6 protein-coding genes are annotated in these 19,003 nt (G+C 76.0%); all 6 read left to right on the top strand.

Annotated features, from left to right (window positions below; genetic code table 11):
* Positions 1–40: 40 nt before the first annotated feature.
* The gene (locus J0670_RS00375) at positions 41–1,099 is read left to right on the top strand and encodes a 3-oxoacyl-ACP synthase III family protein (protein ID WP_207808432.1); all 1,059 of its coding nucleotides are present in this window, start codon (positions 41–43) and stop codon (positions 1,097–1,099) included.
* A complete protein-coding gene (locus J0670_RS40130) occupies positions 1,089–2,954 on the top strand; it encodes an HAD family hydrolase (RefSeq protein WP_207808430.1) in 1,866 nt (621 codons plus the stop codon). Before J0670_RS00375 ends, J0670_RS40130 begins: the two co-directional genes overlap by 11 nt.
* The gene (locus tag J0670_RS00365; protein ID WP_207808429.1) at positions 2,944–3,186 is read left to right on the top strand and encodes an acyl carrier protein; all 243 of its coding nucleotides are present in this window, start codon (positions 2,944–2,946) and stop codon (positions 3,184–3,186) included. The genes J0670_RS40130 and J0670_RS00365 overlap by 11 nt, the downstream gene beginning before the upstream one ends.
* The gene (locus tag J0670_RS00360; protein WP_207808427.1) at positions 3,183–3,944 is read left to right on the top strand and encodes a 2-oxo acid dehydrogenase subunit E2; all 762 of its coding nucleotides are present in this window, start codon (positions 3,183–3,185) and stop codon (positions 3,942–3,944) included. Before J0670_RS00365 ends, J0670_RS00360 begins: the two co-directional genes overlap by 4 nt.
* Before the next feature lie 38 nt (positions 3,945–3,982).
* Complete coding sequence (locus J0670_RS00355; protein WP_207808426.1) at positions 3,983–10,207, top strand: type I polyketide synthase; 6,225 nt, start codon at positions 3,983–3,985, stop codon at positions 10,205–10,207.
* Positions 10,208–10,261: 54 nt separating this feature from the next.
* Positions 10,262–19,003, top strand: an 8,742-nt coding sequence (locus J0670_RS00350) for a type I polyketide synthase (RefSeq protein WP_207808424.1), incomplete at its 3' end; no start/stop codon positions are given.

Here is a 19,003-nt window from a genome sequence, read left to right as displayed (position 1 = left end):
GCACGGCCGCCGGACACCCACCAGACCAAGGGGCCTGACCTTGAGACTCACCGCCCTCAGCGAAGTACTGCCGGGCGCCCCGGTCACCAACCGGGACATGGCGCAGCGCTTCGGACTGCACGAGAAGTGGCTCGACCGGATGACCGGCAACCGCAGCCGCTACTTCTGCGGTGCCGACGGCACCTACCGCAACACCGGGGACCTGGCCACGGCCGCCGCCGAGCGCGCGCTCGCCGCCGCCCGGCTGAACCCCTCCGACCTCGACTTCCTGGTCCTGTGCACCGCCTCCCCGGACCAGCTGATGCCCGCGACCGTCAACCTCGTCGCGGACCGCCTGGGCGTCAACGACCTGCCCACCTTCCAGCTCACCTCCGGCTGCGCCGGCGCCCTGACCGGCCTCTACACCGCCCGCGGCCTGCTCGCCGCCGGGCACCGCCGGGGCCTGGTGATCGGCGCCGACTCGGTGGAGAAGCTCTGGCCCTCCGAGCAGGGCCTCAAGGCCATCAACCCGGCCGAGCTCGCCAACTTCGCGCTGTTCGGCGACGGAGCCGGCGCCGCCGTGGTCGAGGCCGACGACGACGGCCCCGGCCTGGTGGTCGAGCACATGGTGCTGCGCACCGTCGGCAAGGACCGCGCGCCGGCCCAGATCGTCCGCTGGTACGGCGCCGACGGTGCCCCGCTGGTCCCCGGCCCGGACGGCACCGAGGTCCGCGAGGCGATGAGCCACGAGGACTACAAGGCGATCGAGGAGCACGTCCCGGGCCTGGCCGCCTCGGTGCTGGCCGAGCTGTCGGCCGCCACCCGCTGGCCGGTCGCCGAGGTCGAGCACGTCCTGCCGCCGCAGCTCAACGGCGTGATGACGGAGCGCATCCGCACCCACCTCGGGGTCCGCCCGGACCAGGAGGTCAGCTGCGTCGCGGACACCGGCAACAACGGCAACGCGCTGCCCTTCATCCAGCTGGGCCGCGCGCTGAAGCGGATCGAGTCGGGCATCGGGGTCGGCGGCCGGCTGCTGGTCACCACCATCGAGTCCTCCAAGTGGGTGGTGTCCGGACTGGCGCTGCGGCACCGGGCCGAGGAGGCCGGCCGTGTCGGCTGACGTCCTCAAGAAGCTGCGCGCGCTGCGCCGCGAAGGCCTCGGCGACGCCGCCCCCCAGGTGCGGGCGCTGCTCGGGGAGATCGAGGAGGTGCTCGGCCTGGAGTCGGCCGGCGCCCTGCTGACCGGACCGGCCCAGCTCGCCGAACTCGCCACCGCCGACACCTTGGTGGAGCAGCGGGTGGCCCTGCTCGGCAACGCCACGCTGGACCAGCTGCCCAACCTGCTGACCGCCGTCATGATCCGGGAAGGCCTGCTGCCGCGGATCCGCTCGGCCGGCTTCAACCAGTGGCGCTTCGAGATCCTGGCCGGCGCGCCCGAACTCGCCGACCTCTCGCCCCGGATCACCGCCCTGCTGCTGGACGACGGCGCCGTCTTCGAGGGCGTCGCCGACCCGCTGGACCCGGCCGAGGTGGAGCGCCGCTGCGAGGCCTTCGCCGAGGAGCTCGACGCCTGGGCGGCGGCCGCGCAGTCCGCGCTCGGCGGGCTCACCGTGCTGTGCACCGTGCCGCTGTCGCCGCTGCGCCGCGACAGGGTGATCGACTACCGGGGCAAGGCCCGGCTGGAGGCCGCCTGGCAGCGGATGAACGCCGCCGTACTCGGCCTGGCCGAGCGCCGGGACGGCGTGGTCGTCCTCTCCCACGAAGGAGTCGCCGCACACGCCGGCGCGCTGTTCGGCGGCGACCGGATGCGGCACGTCGCGGCGCACGTCTGGGCGCCCGAGTTCCTCGCCGCCTACGCCGAGGAGCTGACCCGGGTGGCCCGCGCCGACCTCGGCCGCGCCGCCAAGTGCCTGGTCCTCGACCTCGACGACACCCTGTGGGGCGGCGTGGTCGGCGACGACGGGGTGGGGGCGCTGCGCATCGGCGGCTCCTACCCGGGCTCGGCGCACCGCGAACTCCAGCAGCTCGCCCGGGACCTGATGACGCAGGGCGTGATGCTCGCGGTCGCGTCCAAGAACGACGACGCGGTGGCCCGCGAGGCGATCGCCACCCATCCGGAGATGGTGCTGCGGCCGGACGACTTCGTCGCCGTCCACGCCACCTGGGAGCCCAAGCCGGACTCCGTCCGCGCACTGGCCGCCGAGCTCAACATCGGCGCCGACGCGATGGTGTTCGTCGACGACAACCCGGTCGAGCGCGGCCTGATGCGCGAGCTGCGGCCGGAGGTGACCACCGTCGAGCTGCCGGCCGACCCGGCGCGCTACGCCTCCCTGCTGGCGGCCCGCGGCGACTTCAACCTGCTGCGGCTGACCGGCGAGGACCGTGAGCGCACCCGGCTCTACCGGGAACGCTCCCAGCGCGCCGAACTGGCCGCCACCGCAGGAGATCTGACGGAATATCTGACCGCCCTCGGCTCCGAGCTGACGCTGGAGCCGGCCGGCCCGCTCAACTCCGCCCGGATCGTCCAACTCTTCGGCAAGACCAACCAGTTCAACCTGACCGGGATCCGCTACGGCGACCTGGCGGGCGGCCCGGCGTTCTTCGGTGCCCGCCTCGCCGACCGGTACGGCGACAACGGGCTGATCGCCGCGCTCGCGATCGAGCGGGAGGAGGACGGCGCCTGGTCGATCGGCAACTTCGTGCTCAGCTGCCGCGCGTTCTCGCGCGGAGTCGAGGACGCGATCGTCGGCCTGGTGCTGCGGGCGGCCGCCGCCGCGGGGGCGCCGGCCGTCACCGCTCGGTACGTACCGAGCGCCAAGAACACCCGGTTCGCCGGCTTCTACCCATCGCTGGGCTTCGCCACCACCGCCGAGCAGGACGGCACGGCCGCCTTCCGGCACCCGCTGACCGGCCTGGCCGAACCGCCCGCCTGGATCCGGATCACCAACGACGAGGGAGTCCTCCATGTCCGCTGAGCTGATCGTCGCCGAGGCCCTCGGGCAGCTGCTCGGCCTGGAGCCCGAGGAGGTCGCCCTCGACGCCCCGCTCCACGACCTGGAGAACTGGGACTCGGTCAACCAGATGCGCGTCCTGGTCTACCTGGAGCGAGAGACGGGGCAGCCGCTGGACTACGACCGCTTCATGGACGCGGAGACCGCCGGCGCGATAGCCGCGCTGGTCGCCCACCCGGGCGGGGTGGCGGCATGAGCGTCGTCCTCCGGGACCTGCCCGCGGCCCGCCGCGGCACCTGGACCTTCCTGCACGGCGGTGCCCGCCGGACCTGCCACGTGTACCTCGACACCGACGTGGACGCCACCCTGATGCGGGACGCCCGGACCGCCTCCGACGGCCGGATCGGCTACGTGAGCATGGTGGTCAAGGCCGCCGCCGACGTGGTCGCCGACTACCCGGACGCGCGCGCCCTGCTCCAGGGCGGCGCGCTGCGCCCCCGGCTGGCCGTCACCCCCGGGGTCTCGGCCAAGGTGCTGCTGGACAAGACCGTGGACGGCCAGCGCTGCGTGGTCTCCGGCACCGTGCCGGACGCCGGGGCGAAGTCCACCGAGCAGATCCAGGCCGTGGTCGACACCTACAAGGACGCGCCGGTGGACGACGCCGGCCCGTACCGCCAGATGCTGAAGCTCCAGCGGATGCCGCTGCCGCTCTCCCGCCTGGTCTACCGCGCGGCGCTGCGCGACCCGGTCAAGCGCGCCGCCCTCCAGGGCACCTTCTCGGTGACCTCGGTGGGGCGCGAACCGGTCCGCGCCATCTACCCGATGATCTCCGGCACGCTCGGCTTCGGCATCGGCCGGATCGTCGACACCCCCGTCGCCCGGGCCGGCGACGTCGTGATCGCGCCGCTCTTCACCCTCTCGCTCGCCTTCGACCACCGCGTACTCGACGGAGCTCTCGCCTCCGAGGTGCTCGGCCGCGTGAAGGACCGGCTGGAGTCCTGGAAACAGGACTGACCCCGAGCACTTCCCCCATCGACAACCGAGGTAGAGAGATGCACACGGACGCTGTGAGTCACGACCCGAACGAGCTGGTCGCCATCGTCGGGATGGCCGGCCGATTCCCCGGAGCCGCCGACACCCGAGGCCTGTGGCGGCTGCTGACGGAGCGCGGCCACGCCATCCGTCCGGTGCCGCCCGAGCGCTGGGACACCACCGCCCAACTGGACCCGGAGAAGGAGATCCAGTCCGTCGGCGGATTCATCGACGGCGTCGACCGCTTCGACCCGGCGTTCTTCGGCATCTCGCCCCGCGAGGTGGAGGACATCGACCCGCAGCAGCGGCTCATTCTGGAGGCCGGCTGGCAGGCGCTGGAGGACGCCGGCGTGCGCGCCGAGGACGTCCGCGGCAGCCGGACCGGCGTCTACGTGGGCGCGCTGTGGCACGACTACGAGCTGCTGCGCAAGGACACCGTCGGCGGTGCCAGCCAGCGCAGCGCGGTCGGCCACGCGATCGACGTGATCTCCGCCCGCCTCTCCTACGTCCTCGGCCTCCAGGGCCCCAGCCTGAGCGTGGCCACCGGCTGCTCCTCCTCGCTGGTCGCGCTGCACCTGGCGGTCCAGGCGCTGCGCCAGGGCGAGATCGACGCCGCCCTGGTCGGCGGGGTCAACCTGATCCTGACGCCCGACGTGTCGATCGGGCTCACCCACTTCGGCGGCCTGTCGCCCGACGGCCGCTGCGCCGCGTTCGCCGAGTCCGCGAACGGGTTCGTCCGGGGGGAGGGCGTGGCAGCGGTCTACGTCAAGACCCTGGCCCGGGCCCTCGCCGACGGCGACCGCATCCACGCCGTGATCGTCCGGACCGCCGTCAACAACGACGGCGGCGGCGACAGCCTGGTCACCCCGAGCCCGGAGGCTCAGGAGGACCTGCTGCGCCGCGTCTACCGCGACGGCGGCGTGCCCCTCGACAAGCTCGCGTACGTCGAAGCACACGGCACCGGCACCCGCCGCGGCGATCCCGTGGAAGCCGGCGCCATCGGCCGCGCCATCGGACAACGGCGTGACAGCGCCCACCCGATCGCGGTCGGCTCGATCAAGTCCAACATCGGACACCTGGAGGCCGCGTCCGGCCTGGCCGGGCTGTTCAAGGTCGTGCTGTCCCTGGAGAACGGCGTCGTTCCCCCGAGCCTGCACGCCGAGCGGCTCAGCTCCCGGATCCCCTTCGACGAGCTGAACGTGCGTGTCGTCCGCGAGCCGCTGCCCCTCCCGGAGGACGGTCCCGTCTACATGGGCGTCAACTCCTTCGGGTGGGGCGGCACCAACGCCCACGCCGTCCTCATGACGGCCCCGCCCACCGGGGCGGCCGCCGCGCCGGCGGCGCCCGCCCCCGAGGCCGCCGACCGCCCGGTCGTCGTCCCGCTCTCCGGCCACAACGAGCAGGCCCTGCGGGACCGGGCGGCCGGCCTGGCCGAGCTGATCTCCGCGGCCCCGGCCGCCCCGGACCTCACCGAACTCGCCGGCACCCTGGCCCACCGCCGGGACTCCTTCCCCTCCCGGGCCGCCGTGGTGGCCCGCTCCACCGCCGAACTCGCCACCGCCCTGGAGCGGTTCGCGGCCGACCCGGCCGCCGAGACGCCGGGCGTGGTGACCGGCCGCGCCGACACCGCCGCCGGGCGCACCGCGTTCGTCTTCCCCGGCCAGGGCTCCCAGTGGGCCGGCATGGGCGCCGAGCTGTACGCGAGCCGGCCCGTCTTCGCCGAGGTCGTCCACCGCTGCGCCGAGGCGCTCGCCCCGTACGTCGACTGGGACCTCGTGGAGGTCGTCTCCGGCAAGGCCGGCGACGGCTGGCTGCAGCGCCTGGACATGGTGCAGCCGACCCTGTGGGCGGTCTCCCTGGGCATCGCGGAGCTGTGGCGCGAGGCCGGGGTCGAGCCCGACGTGGTGATCGGCCACAGCCAGGGCGAGGTCACCGCCGCCACCCTGGCCGGCATCCTCTCCTACCGGGACGCCGCCATGATCATGGCCCGGCGCAGCGCGATCGCCCGCCGGGTCTCCGGCCGCGGCCGGATGCTCGCCGTCGACCTCTCGATGGAGGCGGCCCGGGAGGCGCTGGCCGGCTTCGAGGAGCTGGTGTCGCTGGCCGTCAACAACGGCCCCACCTCCTGCGTGCTCTCCGGTGACACCGAGGCCGTCGAGGCGCTGAAGGAGATCCTGGAGGCCGAGGGCGTCTTCTGCCGCATGGTCAACGTGGACTACGCCTCGCACAGCCCCCAGATGGACGAGCTGCGCGAGGACCTGACGGAGGCGCTCGCCGACGTGCGCCCGCGGGCCGGGCGGATCCCGCTGATGTCGACCGTCCGGGTCGAGCGACTGGACGGCCCCGAGCTGGACACCGCGTACTGGGTGGAGAACCTGCGCCGCCCGGTGCTGTTCGCCGACGCGCTCGGCGAGCTGCTGGACTCCGGCGTGACCCACGTCGTGGAGATCAGCCCGCACCCGGTCCTCTCCCCGGCGATCGAGCAGCTGGCCGGCGCCCGCGAGCCCCGGCCGGCCGTCCTCACCTCGCTGCGCCGCGAGGCCGGCTCCGAGCTCGACCTGGCCACCGCCCACGCCCGGGCGTTCACGGCCGGCCTCGCCCCGTTCGCCGACCTGCCGCGCGCCTTCGCCGAGGTGCCGCAGTACCCGTGGCAGCGGGAGTCGTACTGGCTGGACACCAGCCGCCGCCCGGCGGGCCGCACCGGCACCGAGTTCCACCTGGAGCCGGCCGTGACCGAGCAGGACACCTGGCACGCCACCCTCGACCTGTCCGCCGACACCGCGCCCTGGCTGGCCGACCACAAGGTGGACGACGCCGTGGTGCTGCCCGGCACCGCGATGCTGGCCCACGCGGTGGCCGCCGCCCGATCCCGGCACGGCGCCCTGCCGGCCGCGCTGACCGACGTCGAGTTCCTCAGCGACCTGACCATCGGCGACCGGCCCGCCCACCTGGGCGCGCTCTGGCGCGACGACCTCGCCCAGGGCGGCACCTTCACCCTGCTGTCGCTGCCCGAGGGCGCGGACGGCTGGACCACCCACGCCACCGTGCGGGCCGGCTGGCAGACCCCGGTCTCCGAGGCCGCCGACTTCCCGTCCGAGCTGCTGGCCGCCGAGGCCGTCGCCACCGAGGCCTTCTACGCGGCCACCGCCGCCCGCGGCCTGCCCTACGGCCCGGCCTTCCAGGGCGTCCAGGCGCTGCACTCCGAGGGCGACCGCGCCCTGGCCCGGGTGGAGCTCTCGAAGCGCTGCCGGGCCGGCGCCCGCCCGTACGGCCTGCACCCGGCGCTGTGGGACGGCGCCCTCCAGACGGTGCTGCCGCTGTGCGCGGGCGAGGGACTGGTCGTGCCGGTCGGCGTCCGGCGGGTCGAGCTGCTCGGCGACTTCGAGCAGACCGTCACCGAGCTGTGGGCGTACGCCGTCCAGCGCGAGGACCACCTCTTCGACCTGTACCTGTACGACCTGGGCCGGCAGCCCCTGCTGGCCATGCACGGCCTGCGGATGCGGCCTCTGGAGCCGGCCGGCCGGGCCGGCGAGGAGACCGAGCGCGAGTACCGGCTGCGCTTCGCCGAGGAGGCCCGGCCCGAGCCGGCCGCCGCGCCGGGCCGCTGGCTGGTCGTCGGCGCCGGGGCGCCCGCCGAGGAGCTGGCCGCGGCACTGGCCGCCGCCGGTGCCCGGGCCGCCGTCGGCACCCCCGGCGACGTCGCGGGCGACGAGTCGGACGGCGTCGTCTACCTCGCCCCGGACGCGGCGGCCGGCCTGGACGCCCAGCGCGCGGCGCTGAACACCGTCGCCGAGCTGGTCCGGGCGGCCACCGCCCGCTCCGCCGTCCCGCGCCTCGCGGTGGTCACCGCCGCCGCGCAGGCCGTGGACCCGGCGGACGCACCCGACCCGGGCGCGGCGCTGTTCTGGGGCTTCACCCGGGTCGTGCACCGCGAACACCCGGAGCTGGAGGCGCTGTTGCTCGACGTGCTGCCCGGCGAGGACGGCTGGGCCGCCGAGTGCGCCGCCGAACTGCTGGCCGGCGACGGCGAGGACCAGGTCGCGCTGCGCTCCGGCCGCCGCCTGGTGGCCCGGCTGGTCCCGGGCGCGCCCGGGTACGACGAGCCGGCGCCGACCGCCGGGTGGCGCCCGACCGAGCAGCCCTTCCGGCTGGCCGTCGGCCGGGGCGGCCGGTGGGACGAGGTGGGCTTCCGCCCGCTCGGCCGCCGCGCGCCCGGCGAGGGCGAGGTCGAGCTGGCGGTGACGGCGGCCGGCCTCAACTTCATCGACGTGATGAAGGCCATGGGCACCTACCCCGACCGCTCCGGCGGCGCCGGGCTGCTCGGCGGCGAGTGCGTCGGCCGGGTCACCGCCCTCGGCGCCGGTGTCACCGGGCTGGCCGTCGGCGACCGGGTGGCGGCCTGCGTGATGGGCTCGCTCGCCTCGCACGTGACGCTGCGGGCCGACCACGTCCAGCCCGTCCCGGACGGCGTGTCCGACGCCGACGCGGCCGGTCTGCCGCTGGTGCTCGGCACCGCCTGGTACGCCCTCAACGACCTGGCCCGGCTGGCCGGGGGCGAGACCGTCCTGGTCCACTCCGCGGCCGGCGGCCTCGGTCTGGCGGCCGTCCAGGTGGCCCGGGCGCTGGGCGCGCGGGTCATCGCCACCGCCGGTACGGAGGAGAAGCGGGAGTACCTGCGCGGCCTCGGCATCGAGCACGTCTTCGACTCCCGGGACCTCTCCTGGGCCCCGGGCGTGCGCGCCGCGACCGGCGGGCGCGGCGTGGACGTCGTGCTCAACTCGCTGACCGGCGCGGCGATCCCGCTCGGCCTGGAGGTGCTGGCCGAGGACGGCCGGTTCATCGAGGTCGGCAAGAAGGACATCTACGGCGCCCGCAACCTCGGCCTGTCGGAGTTCCGCAAGAGCCTCAGCTTCGCCTCGGTCGACCTGGCCGGCCTGCTGGACCGCCGCCCGGAGAAGTTCGCCCGGCTGTTCGCGGACGTCTGGCGGCTGGTCGCCGACGGCCGGATCACCCCGCTGCCCAGGCTCGGCCACGACTTCGCCGACGCCGCCGAGGCGCTGCGCGAGATGTCGCACGGCCGGCACATCGGCAAGTTCGTGCTGGAGCGGCCGGAGACCGTCCGCACCGTGGCCCCCGAGGCCATGCCCGGCGGCCGGTTCCGGGCCGACGGCAGCTACCTGTTCAGCGGCGGCCTGGGCGCCCTCGGCCTGTCGCTGGCCGAGTACTTCGCCGAGCACGGCGCCGGCGCGCTGGTGCTGCTCGGCCGCTCGGCCCCGAGCCCGGAGGCCGCGGCGCGGATCGAGCGGCTGCGGGCCGGCGGGGTGCGGGTCGCCGTCCACCCGGTGGACGTCGCCGACGAGGCCGGACTGCGGGCCGCCCTGGACACCGTACGGGCCGAACTTCCGCCGCTGCGCGGGGTGGTGCACGCGGCCGGCGTGCTGGACGACGCCACCGTGCTGAGCCTGCGCCCGGAGCAGGTGGCCAGGGTGCTGGCCCCGAAGGTGGACGGCGCCCGGCACCTGGACGCGGCGACCGCCGACGACCCGCTCGACCTGTTCGTGCTGTTCTCCTCGGTCGCCTCGCTGGTCGGCAACCCCGGCCAGGCCGGCTACGCCGCCGCCAACGCCTACCTGGACGCGCTGGCCGAGGCCCGCCGCCGGGCCGGCCGCCCCGCCCTGGCCGTCCAGTGGGGCCCGTTCGCCGAGGTCGGCCTGGCCGCCGCCGAGGACGTGCGCGGCGCCCGGCTCGGCGACCGCGGCATGGCGAGCTTCACCACCGCCGAGGCCTGGGCCGACCTCGCCGAACTCCTCGGCCAGGACCGCCAGGTGGTCGGCTACGCCCCGCTCAACCTGCGGCAGTGGTTCGACGCCTACCCGGGCACCGCGGCGCAGAGGACCTGGCAGACCCTGCGGCGCCGGCAGAAGGAGGAGGGCGTCGGCACCGCCGACACCGACTTCCTCGCGCTGTTCCGCACCACCGACGAGACCACCCGGCAGGAACTGGTCGAGGCGAGGGTCCGGGAGAACGTCGGCTGGGTGCTCCGGGTCGCCCCGGACTCCATCGCCCAGGAGACCCCGTTCAAGGCCATGGGCCTGGACTCGCTGATGAGCCTCGAACTCCGCAACCGGCTGGAGGCGGCCTTCGGCCTCCCGCTCTCACCCACCCTCCTGTGGACCTACGGCAACGCGCGGGCCCTCTCGGGCGCGCTGAGCGAGCGGCTCCACACCGCGATCGCGGCGGGCTGAACCGTGCAGGCAACCCCCGAACCACCCATGGCGCAGAGACAGGAACGCTCCCAGATGACATCGAACGACGGTGCCGCCCGCACGGTCACACCACTGACCCGGGCCCTCGACACCATCAAGACCCTCAAGGCGCAACTGGCCGCGAGCACCGGCAGCGGGCCCCTCGCCGTCATCGGCGTCGGGCTGCGGGGGCCCGGCGGCATCCAGGACCTCGACGGCTACTGGGAGGCCCTCAGCGGCGGCGCCGACCTCGTCCGCCGCCGGCCCGCCGAGCGGATGGGCCCGTTCGCCGCCGAGTGGGCCGAACTCCCCGACCGCGGCGGCTTCGTGGACGACGTGCTCGACTTCGACGCGGCCTTCTTCGGCATCAGCCCCCGCGAGGCCCGGGCCATCGACCCGCAGCACCGTCTGCTGCTGGAGATCGCCTGGGAGGCCCTGGAGCACGCGGCGCTGGCGCCCAACGGCCTCGGCGACACCCGGGTCGGCACCTACGTCGGCATCACCGGCCGCCAGGACTACGCGGACTGGCTGGCCGGCGACCCGGACACCTACTGGACCACCGGCAACGGCCACAGCTTCGCGGCCGGCCGGATCGCCTACTCGCTCGGACTGACCGGCCCGGCCGTCGCCGTCGACACCGCCTGCGCCTCCTCGCTGGTCGCCGTGCACCAGGCCGCGCAGGCGCTGCGCCGGGGCGAGGTCGACCTCGCCCTCGCGGGCGGCGTCAACCTGGTGCTCTCGCCCGGCTCCACCCGGGTGATCGAGCAGACCCGCTCGCTCTCCCCGGACGGCCTGTGCCGCGCCTTCGACGCGCGCGCCAACGGCTTCGTCCGCAGCGAGGGCGCCGGCCTGATCGTGCTCAAGCGGCTCGCCGACGCCCGGCGCGACGGCGACCGGGTGCTCGCCGTGGTGCACGGCACCGCGACCAACCAGGACGGCCGCTCCTCCGGCTTCACCGCGCCCAACGTGCTCTCCCAGATCGCCCTGATCGAGGCCGCGCTGGCGGACGCCGAGCTCGGCCCGGCCGACATCGGCCTGCTGGAGGCGCACGGCACCGGCACCTCGCTCGGCGACCCGATCGAGATGGAGGCCGTGATCGAGGCGCTCGGCCGCCGCAACGGCGGCTCGGTGCTGCACGTCGGCTCGGTCAAGGCCAACCTCGGCCACCAGGAGGCCGCCGCCGGGATCATGGGCCTGATCAAGGCGATCCTGTGCCTGCGGCACCGCGAGGTGCCGCCGCTGACGCACTTCCGCACCCTCAACCCGCGGATCTCGCTGGACGGCACCAACATCCAGGTCCGCGCCGAGGGCCGGCCGTGGTCCACCGAGGAGAGCGGCCGCTACGCCGGTATCAGCTCCTTCGGCATGAGCGGCACCAACGCCCACGTCATCGTCGGCCCGGCCGAGCCGGCCGAGGCCCCCGCCGTCGAGCCGGCCGAGACCCCCGCCGTCGAGCCGGCCGGCTTCGAGCTCTCCGCCGCCACCCCGGCCGCGCTGCGCGCGCTGGCCGGCCGGCTCGCCGAGGCGCTCACCGGGCTGGACGACGCCGCCTACCCGGCGTTCGCGCACACCGTCAGCCAGGGCCGCGGCCGGCTGGCCGTCCTCGCCCACGTCGCCGCCGGCGACCGCGCCGAGGCGCTCACCGCCCTGGCCTCCCTGGCGGCCGACCGGCCCACCCCGGCCGTCACCCTGGCCGAGCGGGAGCGCACCTGGGCACCGGTGGACCTCCCGCGCGCCGTGGTCGAGCTGCCCGGCTACCCGTGGCAGCGCGAGACCTATGCCCCCGAAGCCGCTGCTGTCGAGCCCGCCGAGGCCGCCGCCCCGCTGTACGAGCTGGACTGGATCCCGGCCGCCCCGGCCGAGGACGGCGGGCGCCACCTGGTGCTGGCCGGCGACGACGCCGAGCTGCTGGCCCTGCTGGCCGGCCGCGCGGAGCGCCCCGGCACCGTGCTCGGCCCCGTCCCGGCCGGTCTCCCGGCGGGCTGGGCGCACGGCACCCTGCCCGCCGACGACCACGGCTGGCGCAACTTCTGGACCGGCCGGGCCGACCTGGGCCCGGTCGACCTCGTCCTCGTGCCCTCCGCCGAGCCGCTGTCCGAGGACCCGTCGGCCGACCCGGCCGGCGCCGGCGCCGCCCTGCTCGCCTCGGCGGTCTCCGCCGTCCGCGCCCTGCACGCGGCCGGCCCCGGCGGCCGGGCGTTCGCGCTGACCCGCGGCGCGCGCCGGATCCTCGCCGAGGACCGCGTCCCGGCCACCCACCACGGCCTGCTGCACGGGCTCTCCCCGGTGCTGGGCCTGGAGCTGGGCACCGCCTGGGGCGGCACCGTCGACCTGCCCGCCGACCCGTCCGCCGAGGACGCCCTGGCGGCCCTGCGCCTGGTCCGCTCCGACACCGAGGAGGACGCGGCCGCCGTCCGCGCCGGCGAGGCCCTGACCGCCCGACTGCGGCCGGCGCCCGCCGACTGGACCCCGGAGCTGCCCGTCACCGCCGACGGCACCTACCTCGTCACCGGCGGCCTCGGCGCGATCGGCCGGGCCGTGACGGCCGACCTCGTCCGCCGCGGCGCCCGCCACCTGCTGCTGGTCGGCCGCACCCCGCAGGAGCGGCTCGGCGCGGAGGCCACCGCCGCCCTCGACGAGCTGCGCGCCCAGGGCGCGGACGTCCACTACCGCTCCGCCGACGTCGACTCGGCGGCCCAACTCGCCGACGCGCTCGGCGCGTTGACGGAACTGCCGCCGGTGTGCGGCATCGTGCACGGCGCGGGCACCCTGCCGCAGGCCGCGCTCGCCGAGGCCGGCGCCGAGGACTTCGCCGCCGCGCTGCGCGGCAAGTACAGCGGCGCCTGGTGGCTGCACCTGGCCGCCCGTGACTGGCCGCTGGACTTCTTCGTCCAGACCTCCTCGGTCTCCGCGCAGTGGGGCAACGAGGGCCGCGGCGGGTACGCCGCCGCCAACGGCGGCCTGGACGCGCTCGCCGCACACCGCGCCTCGGCCGGACTGCCCGCCACCAGCGTCGCCTTCGGCACCTGGGAGCTGCACGGCATGGCCGACGAGGACAAGCGCCGCGAGCTGGCCCGGATGGGCATCGTGGACCTCACCCCGGCCCAGGGCACCGCCGCCCTCACCGCCGCCGCGCCGAACGCCGCCGCCCACGTCCTGGCCTGCGTGCTGGACTGGGAGCGCTTCGTCGCCGTCATGTCGGCCGTCCGCCGCCGCCCGCTGTTCGACGTGCTGGTGCCGCCGACCGCCGAGCCGCAGGACGACGCCGCCGAGGCCGCGCCCGCCCGCACCAGGCTGCTGGCCCTGCCCGCCGACGCCCGGCCCGCCGCCGCCCGCGCCGAGGTCGCCGCGCTGCTGGCGGCCGGACTCGGCCACGCCGACCCGGCCGCCGTCCCGGAGAAGACCGGCTTCTACGACCTCGGCCTGGACTCGATCACGGCCGTGGACCTGGCCGGCGCGCTGTCCCGGGCCTACGGCCTGCGGCTGGACATCACCGACGTCTTCAACCACCCCACCGTCACCGAACTGGCCGAGGCCGTCGTGCGCCGCGTCGCCGACAGCCCCGAGCCCGAGCAGGCCGCCGCCCCGCGCCGCCGCACCGCCACCGCCCGTCCGGCCGCCGACCCGGCCGAGGCCCGGGAGCAGCTCCCGGCCGAGCCCGCCGCCGCCGAGCCGATCGCGATCGTCGGCCTGGCCGGCCGCTTCCCCGGGGCCGACGACGTCGACCAGCTGTGGGAGCTGCTGCGCACCGGCACCGACGCCGTCGGCGCCGTCCCGGCCGACCGCTGGAACGCCGACCGGCTGCGCTCCACCGACTCCGAGCCCGGCACCATCACCACCGACCAGGGCGGCTTCCTCCGCGACCTCGACCGCTTCGACGCCTCCTTCTTCGGCATCCCGGGCCGCGAGGCGCAGAGCCTCGACCCGCAGCACCGGCTGCTCCTGGAGTCCGCCTGGCACGCCCTGGAGGACAGCGGCACCGCGCCGGACTCCCTCAAGGGCACCCGCACCGGCGTCTTCGTCGGCATCAGCAACTCCGACTACGCCCGCCACCTGGAGGCCTCCGGGCTGGCCGGACTGGACGCCTACTTCGCCGCGGGCACCGCGCTCAACGCGGCGGCCGGCCGGATCTCCTTCGCCCTCGGCCTGAACGGCCCGGCCCTCGCGGTGGACACCGCCTGCTCCTCCTCGCTGACCGCCCTGCACCTCGCGGTGCGCTCGCTGCGCTCCGGCGAGAGCGACCGGGCGCTGGCCGGCGGCGTCAACGTGATCAGCTCGCCCGAGACCTCGGTCGCGGTGAGCCGGGCGCACATGCTCTCGCCGGACGGCCGCTGCAAGACCTTCTCCGCCGAGGCCAACGGCTTCGTCCGGGCCGAGGGCTGCGGCGTCCTGGTCCTCAAGCGGCTCTCCGACGCCCAGCGCGACGGCGACCGGGTGCACGCCGTGATCCACGGCAGCGCCCTCAACCAGGACGGCGCCTCCTCGGGCCTGACCGTCCCCAACGGCACCGCCCAGCAGGCCGTCATCACCGCGGCGCTGGCGGACGCCGGAGTGGAACCCGCCGAGATCTCCTACCTGGAGGCGCACGGCACCGGCACCTCGCTCGGCGACCCGATCGAGCTGAACGCCGCCTGGGCGGTGCTCGGCCGGGGCCGCAAGCCCGGCGAGCCGCTCGCCGTCGGCTCGGTGAAGAGCAACCTCGGCCACGCCGAGTCCGCGGCCGGCATGGCCTCGGTCTTCAAGCTCGTCCTGGCCCTCAAGCACGGCCGGATCCCGGCCTCGCTGCACTGCGAGGAGCTCAACCCGCACGTCCCGTGGGACACCATGAACCTGCGGGTGGTCGACTCGCTCGCCCCGTGGCGGCGCACCGCCGGTCCGCGCCTGGCCGGGGTCTCCGGCTTCGGCTTCAGCGGCACCAACGCCCACCTGGTGATCGGCGAGGCGCCGGACCGGGCCGAGCCCGGGGCCGAGCCCGAGGGGCCGTTCCTGCTGCCGCTGTCCGCCCCCGACGCCGCCGCCTGGGAGCGGGTCGCCGAGGCCTGGACCGCTCGGATCGAGGGCGCCGAGGCCCCCGCGGAGCTGGCCGGCCTGGCCGCCACCGCGGGCGCCGGCCGCGCCCACTTCCCGCTCCGCCGGGCCCTGTTGGGCTCCGACCGGGAGCAGGTCCTGACCGCCCTCGGCACCGGCGGCCCGGTCGACTCCGCCGGCCGCGGCCCCAAGGTCGCGTTCCTCTTCACCGGTTCCGGCAGCCAGTACTTCGGCATGGGCCGGGAGCTGTACGAGTCCGAGCCGGTCTTCCGCGCCGCCTTCGACCGGTACGACGCCGTGCTCACCCCGCTGCTCGGCGTCAGCCTGCGGGAGCTGGTCCTGGACGGTCCGGACGAGCAGCGGATCGACCGGATCGAGTACGCGCAGCCGGCGACCGTCGCCCTGGAGCTCGCGCTGGCCGACCTGTGGAAGTCCTGGGGCGTCACCCCCGCCGCCGTGACCGGCCACAGCCTCGGCGAGATCTCCGCCGCCGTGGTGGCCGGCGCCCTGGACGCCACCGCCGGCCTCACCCTGGCCGCCCACCGGGCCCGGCTGATCGCCTCGACCGGCCCCGGCGCGATGCTCTCGCTGACCGCCTCCGCCGAGCGGGCGCAGGAGCTGGTGGCCGGCACCGACTGCGACGTGGCCGGGCTCAACGGCCCGCGCTCGACGGTGGTCTCCGGCTCGCCCGAGGGCATCGACGAGGTGGTCCGCCGGGCCAAGGAGGAGGGCGTCCGCGCCCAGCGGCTGGCGGTCTCGGTCGCCATGCACTCGCGCTACGTGGAGCCGGCCGCCGACGCGCTGGCCGAGGTCGTCCGCGGCCTGGACTTCCACACCCCGGGCATCCCGGTGGTCTCCAACGTCACCGGCGAGGTGCTGGAGGAGGGCGCGTACGGCCCCGACTACTGGGCGCGCCACCTGCGCCGCCCGGTCCGCTTCCACGACAGCGGCCGGACGCTGCTCGCGCTCGGCGTCGACGTCCTGGTCGAACTCGGCCCGGACCGCACCCTGGTGAACCTGCTCCAGCTGGCCGAGACGGTGCCCGACGGCGGGGCGTACCCGTCGCTGCGCCGCCGCACCAGCGACCGCGCCGCGCTGCTCACCGCCGCCGCGGCCCTGTACGAGCGCGGCCAGGAGCTGAACTGGGCCGCCGTCCAGGCCGCCTCCGGCGCCCACCGCGCCCCGGCCCCGCGCTACCCGTTCGCGGACACCCGCTACTGGGTCCCGGCGGCCCGCACCGCGGCCGAGCACCCCGCCGCGTCCGCGCCCGCCGCCCCGGCCGGCCCGGAGCGCCACTGGGGCCAGGAGCTGCGCTCCCCGGCGATCACCGGCCGCGCCTTCGCGCTGCGCCGCAGCGCCGAGTTCCCGCCGTACCTGACCGACCACCGGATCGAGGACACCGTCCTCACCCCGGCCTCCTCGCACCTGGCGGCGATCCTGTCCGCGCTCGCGGGCGGGGGAGAGGGCCTGGCGGTCGAGGACCTGATCTGCCCGCGCCCGCTGGTGATCAAGGACGGCGAGTCGTACGACGTGCAGATCCTGGTCGACCAGGAGGGCGGCGAGGGCTCGGGGGTCAGCCTGCACAGCCTGCTCGACGCCGAGTCCGGCGCCTGGGAGAAGCACCTGGCCGCCAAGATCGGCTGCCCCACCATGGGCGCCCGGCCCGCGGCCCCCGACACCAAGGCGTTCATCGCCCGGGCCGACCGGCACGTCAGCGGGGAGCAGTTCTACGACTACTTCCGCGCGCTGGGCTACAACCTCGGCCCGTCCTTCCGCTGGATCGCCGACATCTGGGTCGAGGGCGGCGAGGCGCTGGTCCGCTACCGGATGCCCGAACTCCCCGACGCCGTCACCGACTACGAGCTCTACCCGGGCCTGATCGACTCGGTGTTCCAGTCCACCGCCGGCTTCATGGTGGACGACCAGGTGCACAGCGCCGGCACGCTCGCCATCCCGTTCTCGGCGGACCGGATCACCTTCCCCGAGCGGCCCGCGCCGCAGTCCGAACTCTGGGGCCACCTGAAGGTCCTGAAGTCCGACCCGCTGCCCAACGGGCGGCGCCGGGTGGACACCGCCGAACTGCACCTGTTCACCCCGGAGGGCCGGTCGCTGCTGATCGCCGAGAACTTCCGGGTCCGCAACGCCCGCCGCGCGATGCTCCGGCAGAGCCTGCGCGACGGCCAGCCGCACGCCTACGAGCTCACCTGGATGGCCGAGCCCGACCTCGACGGGCGGGGCGAGCCCGGCCGTTCGGTGACCGTCCTCGGCGCCGACGCCGAGCCCGGTCGGCGGATCGCCGCGGCCTTCGAGAACCTGGGCCACCAGGTGCTCGACGCGGTGTCCGGCGACACCGAGCTGGTGGTCGACGCCCGGTGCCCGAGCGCCGGCGACGAGCGCACGGCCCTGGTCGCCGCGCTGTCGCTGGCCGGGAGCCTGAAGGCCGCGCCGCGCACCACCCCGTACGCGGTGCTCGCCGCGGGCGGCCCGGAGGCCGCGCCGGTGCGCGAGACGCTCTGGGGCATGACCGCGGCCCTGGAGGCCGAGGACGGCGAGCGCCGGCTGCTGCGGGTCACCCTCGGCGAGGGCTGGACCCCGGAGCGGCTCGCCGGCAGCCTGACCCTGCTGCTCGACCAGGGGCTGCCGGAGACCCGGCTCGCGATCGGCGCCGACGGCGCCCGACTGGCCCGGCTCACCGCGGCGATGCCCTCCGCGGAGCAGCCGCGCTGGCCCGGCGGGGTGCTGATCAGCGGCGGCCTGGGCGCGCTCGGCCTGAGCGTCCTGGAGACCGTCGTGCGCCAGGGCGCCGAGGCGGTGACCCTGGTCGGCCGCTCGGCCCCCGACGCGGTGGCCACCGAGACGATCGAGCGGCTGCGGGCCGCCGGCACCGCCGTCCGGGTGGTGTCCGCCGACCTCTCCGACCCCGACGCGGCCAGGGCCGTGGTCGCGGCCGCCGTCCAGGACGCCCCGCTCTCCGGGGTGTTCCACCTGGCCGGGGCCACCGCCGACCGCGCCTTCGACCAACTGACGCCCGAGGACTGGGAGAAGGTGTTCGCCGCCAAGGCGGCCGGCGCCCGCCACCTGGCCGAGGCCGTCAAGGACATCGAGCTGACCGCCTTCGTGCTCTTCTCCTCGGCCGCCGGCCTGCTCGGCAACGCCGGCCAGACCAACTACGGCGCGGCCAACGGCTACCTCAACGGCCTCGCCGAGTCGCTGCGGGCCGAGGGCGTCCCCGCCACCGCCGTCGAGTGGGGCCCGTGGGTGCCCAGCGCCAAGGGCGGCATGGCCTCCTCGGACGCGGCCCGCAAGGCGATCGGCCGACTCGGCATCGAGCCGCTGACCGACGAGTCCGCGACCCCGCTGCTCGGCTACGCCGCCACGGCGGCCGGAGCCCGGCTGCTCGCCGTGGACATCGACGTCACCAAGTACCTGGAGGCGCTGCGCGGCCACCCGCGCTCGGCGCTGGTCCGGGAGCTCGCCGGCCCGTCCCGGCCCGCCGCCGCCCCCGCGGCCGAGCCGGCCGCCGAGGCCCACAGCGGCGGGGTCGGCCACTTCGGAACCGGCGGACCGCGCGGGTGGCTCTCCGCCCGACTGGTCGAACTCCCCGACGAGGAGCGGGAGTCGGAGCTGCGGGAGATCCTCCAGGTGCTCATCGGCGAGACCCTGGGCGAGCCCGACGCGGTGGCCGACCACGACCTCGGCTTCGAGGACGCCGGGATGGACTCGATCATGGTGCTGGACCTCGGCGACACCCTCGGCAAGGCCCTGGAC

Source organism: Streptomyces sp. FH025 (genome assembly GCF_017427025.1).
Classification (GTDB): domain Bacteria; phylum Actinomycetota; class Actinomycetes; order Streptomycetales; family Streptomycetaceae; genus Kitasatospora.
Note: the sequence above shows the minus strand (reverse complement) of the source record. Positions and strands in the feature narration are given on the sequence as shown.

Coding starts and splice junctions, on each gene's coding strand:
- J0670_RS00365 (WP_207808429.1), top strand. CDS start 2,944: ATGTCCGCTGAGCTGATCGTCGCCGAGGCCCTCGGGCAGCTGCTCGGC.
- J0670_RS00360 (WP_207808427.1), top strand. CDS start 3,183: ATGAGCGTCGTCCTCCGGGACCTGCCCGCGGCCCGCCGCGGCACCTGG.
- J0670_RS00355 (WP_207808426.1), top strand. CDS start 3,983: ATGCACACGGACGCTGTGAGTCACGACCCGAACGAGCTGGTCGCCATC.